Raw genomic sequence first — 4,399 nt, forward strand, 5'->3', positions numbered from 1 at the left:
AATGAAGAAGGCCGTAGCCTATTTGTTACCTTACATTGAAGCTGAAAAAGATGGCGTGCAATCTGCTGCCGGAAAAGTTTTGATGGCAACCGTAAAAGGGGATGTACACGATATTGGGAAAAATATTGTAGGAGTAGTTTTGGGTTGTAACAACTATGAGGTAATTGACCTAGGGGTAATGGTAAGTGCCGAAAAAATCATTGAAACGGCGATTAAAGAGAAGGTAGATGTTATTGGTTTGAGTGGATTAATCACTCCTTCCTTAGATGAAATGGTTACGGTAGCCAAGGAAATGCAACGCGCCGATCTAAACATACCATTGATGATAGGCGGAGCTACAACTTCGCGCGTGCATACTGCGGTGAAAATTGAAGAGAACTATCAAAACGACCAAACAGTTCACGTATTGGATGCTTCAAGATCAGTAACTGTTGTGGAGAGTTTGTTAGGTCAACGCAAGGCGGATTATGTCGCAAATATTAAAGATGAATATCAAAAATTGCGAGAGCATCATGCCAAAAATAGAGGACGTAAAACCTACCTCTCTTTGGAACAGGCTCAAGCAAATAAATTAAATATTACTTGGAAATCAGACGAGGTTTATACGCCGAAACATATGGGGGTATATCATTTTGATGATTACCGTTTAGAGGAGTTGATAGATTTTATTGACTGGACTCCTTTTTTTCAAACTTGGGAATTAGCAGGTCGTTTTCCACGAATTCTCAAAGATGAAATCGTTGGTGAAGCAGCTACTAAACTCTATGCAGATGCAACAGCAATGTTGCAGAAAATAGTAAATGAAAAGTGGTTGCAAGCAAAAGCGGTTTATGGCTTGTTTCCAGCCAATAGCGTTGGAGATGATATAGAAATATATACAGATGAAAGTAGGACAGAGGTAAAAGCGGTTCAACATAGTTTACGACAGCAGTTAAAGAAATCGGCCAATGCGGATAATTTAGCCTTGAGTGATTTTGTTGCGCCTAAAGAAAGTGGGTTGAAAGATTACATTGGTGCTTTTGTTGTTACCACGGGAATTGGAATAGAGGAGCGTGTGAAAGCCTTTGAGGCAGATCACGATGACTACAATTCTATACTGTTGAAAGCACTAGCAGATAGACTTGCTGAGGCTTTTGCCGAAAAACTACATCAAGATGTTAGACGAGAACACTGGGGCTATGCTGCTGATGAAGCATTAGATAATGAGGCATTAATTAAAGAAAAGTACCAAGGAATTCGACCAGCACCAGGTTATCCTGCATGTCCAGATCATACTGAAAAAATCACCTTGTTTGAATTGTTAAATGCAACGGAATTAACAGGGGTTAGTCTTACAGAAAGCTTAGCAATGTTACCTACAGCTTCAGTCTCTGGATGGTATTTTGCGCATCCGCAAGCGAAGTATTTTGGTGTGGGGAAAATAACTGAAGAACAAGTGGGAAATATAGCAGAACGCAAAGGGAAATCTTTCGATGAAATGGAAAGGTGGTTACACCCAAATTTAATTTGAAGAACTTAAAGAAGGGTCGACTGAACTGTCGACCCAATATTTGCTCCTTAACACATCTGTAGTATTGTCATGCCCATATTTTGATTTCACCCTACAGACCCTTATCTTCGTGGACGCTTAAAAAAGACAGTTCATGCAAATCATAAAAAATTACGTTGAAGGTAAGTGGGTTGCCGGAGAAGGAGTAGAAACAGAAGTTTTTAACGCCATCACGGGAGAGAAATTCGCAGAAGTATCTTCAGCAGGTATAGACTTCGAAGCTGCATTGGCTTGGGGTAGAGATAAGGGAGGTAGAGCCTTGAGGAAAATGACTTTCCAAGAAAGAGGTCGTATGTTAAAAGCATTGGCTTTCCACTTACTCGAGAAAAAAGAAAAATACTACACCTTAAGTACTGCAACAGGTGCAACACGTGTGGATTCTTGGATAGATATTGAAGGAGGTATAGGTAACTTATTTGCTAACGCTTCTTTGCGTCGCCAATTCCCAGATTTACCCTATTATGTTGACGGACAAGCGGCACCACTTTCTAAAGGAGGTAGCTTTATCGGTCACCACATCATGGTGCCAAAACAAGGGGTTGCAATTCACATCAATGCATTTAACTTCCCAATTTGGGGAATGTTGGAGAAAGTAGCGGTGAACTTAATGGCAGGTGTTCCAGCAATGGTTAAGCCATCTGAGCACACTTCTTTCTTAACAGAATGTATGGTGAAAGATATCATTGATTCAGGTATCCTACCAGAAGGTTCACTTCAACTAGTTTCTGGTTTAGGTAGAGGTATCATTGATAACTTAAGCAACCAAGATGTTGTAACCTTTACAGGGTCTGCAGCTACAGGGCAAAAAATCAAAGCATCACCAAGTATCATAGAAAACTCAGTTCCGTTTAACTTGGAGGCAGATTCATTAAATGCTTCTGTTTTAGGTGAAGACGCAGTACCAGGTACACCTGAGTTTGATTTGTTTATCAAAGAGGTATCTCGTGAAATGACCGTAAAAACTGGACAGAAATGTACAGCTATTCGTCGTATCATGGTTCCAGAGAAATTGGTGGAGGATGTACAAAATGCATTAACAGCTCGTTTAGCGAAAACTACCATTGGAGATCCAACAGTAGAAGGAGTTAGAATGGGAGCATTGATCAACCAACTTCAAGTAAGTAGAGTAAGAGAGAATGTAGAGTTGTTACAAAAATCTCAAGATACTTTGTTTGGGGATTTAGACAATGTTGAAGTAATGGGAGCAGACGGTAAGAAAGGTGCATTTATGTCGCCTATCTTAATGTTAAACAACGACCCTTTCAACAAAACGGATGTTCACAATGTTGAGGCATTCGGACCCGTTTCTACAATTATGCCTTACAAAGACATCAACGATGCTGTAGAATTAACGAAACTTGGAAAAGGATCTTTGGTAACTTCTATTGTAACTGCTGATGATAAATTGGCAAGGGAGTTTGTTGTTGAAGCAGCTCACATGAATGGAAGAATTTTAGTATTGAATAAAGACTGTGCGAAAGAAAGTACAGGTCACGGTTCTCCAATGCCATTGTTAACACACGGTGGACCAGGTAGAGCTGGTGGTGGTGAAGAAATGGGAGGTAAGCGTGGTATCATGCATTACTTGCAAAGAACAGCTATCCAAGGTCACCCAACAACGATTTCAGAAATCACACAACAATTCCAAGTTGGTGCAGCACAACCAGAGGCAAACCCTCACGTATTCCGTCAGCACTTTGAAGAATTGAATGTAGGTGATACTGTATTTACAGCGAAGCACACTGTAACAACAACGGATATCGTAAACTTTGCTAATGTTTCTGGAGATAACTTCTATGCGCACATGGATGAAACATCATTGGATGGAACTATTTTCGAAGGAAGAGTTGCACACGGGTACTTCATTTTATCGAAAGCGGCAGGGTTGTTTGTAGATGCTAAGAAAGGTCCAGTTCTTTTGAACTACGGTATAGACGAAGCAAGATTTACAAAACCAGTTTACCCAGGAGCAACCATTGGAGTTCGTTTCACTGTGAAAGAGAAAATCGATCAAGAGAAACGTTCAGAAGATGATGTTGCAAAAGGAATTGTTAAATTCTTGGTAGACGTTTATGACGAAACAGGAGAAACAGTTGCATTGGCAACTATCTTAACGATGGTGAAGAAAATTGACCAGAGTAAATAATAGTTACTAGAGTAAAGAGATTTTTAAGGCTGTTCAGAAATGAATGGCCTTTTTCAGTTTTTAGTGTGAAGGTTTAATTATATTAGCAAGCCTAATTAATTAATCTAATTATGAATCTAAAAAAAGTAGCTCTATTCGGTGGAGCAATGGCCATTAATCTAATCACCACACCTTTAATCGGTCAAGAAAGAGAAGTTGATGAAGTGAGATCCTTTTCGGGAGCCTATGAAAATAGTGGCTCAGGTTACCTTAGTATATACGAAAAAGATGGTCAAAAAGGAAAGACAAGAACGTATACTGTAGATGCAATTGATTACGATTTGAATGAAATCGTGAGTGCACAAACGGAGTTGTCTAAAAATGCCTATACCATTTCAAGTGCTGTAGGTGAAGATGCTTTTGCCATTGCATTTGGAGATTTAAAAGAGAGAGCGGTTTTCGTTCGTTCCTTTGATGATTCAGGAGAGTTATTGGGAGAGCTTAAGCTAGAAACAATGAATGATGTTTCTAAAACATGGGATTATAACTTCCCCGTATCACGTATCTACAAAGCAAAAAATGGATTCGTGATTTTGTCGGGAATTATGAAAGGTGCCATGTCTAAATATTCATTTGAAATCATCAAAGTGGATGAAGAAATGAATGAAGAGTGGAGAAAGCGTATTGGTGAGGAAAAATTTCGAGTTTACCATAACGATATAATC

Annotated in this window: 3 protein-coding genes; all 3 read left to right on the forward strand. The window is 39.4% G+C overall.

What is annotated here, in order from left to right; all coding sequences use genetic code 11:
* A partial coding sequence (locus tag R3333_RS12670) for a vitamin B12 dependent-methionine synthase activation domain-containing protein (protein ID WP_318959142.1) occupies window positions 1–1,510 on the forward strand: 1,510 nt, incomplete at its 5' end.
* Window positions 1,511–1,643: 133 nt separating this feature from the next.
* Window positions 1,644–3,695, forward strand: a complete 2,052-nt coding sequence (gene paaZ, locus R3333_RS12675; protein ID WP_318959143.1) for a phenylacetic acid degradation bifunctional protein PaaZ — start codon at window positions 1,644–1,646, stop codon at window positions 3,693–3,695.
* A gap of 110 nt (window positions 3,696–3,805) precedes the next feature.
* Window positions 3,806–4,399 (forward strand): hypothetical protein (locus R3333_RS12680; protein ID WP_318959144.1); only part of this gene is annotated, 594 nt, incomplete at its 3' end.

Source organism: Lishizhenia sp. (assembly GCF_033720595.1).
Lineage (GTDB): Bacteria > Bacteroidota > Bacteroidia > Flavobacteriales_D > Crocinitomicaceae > Lishizhenia.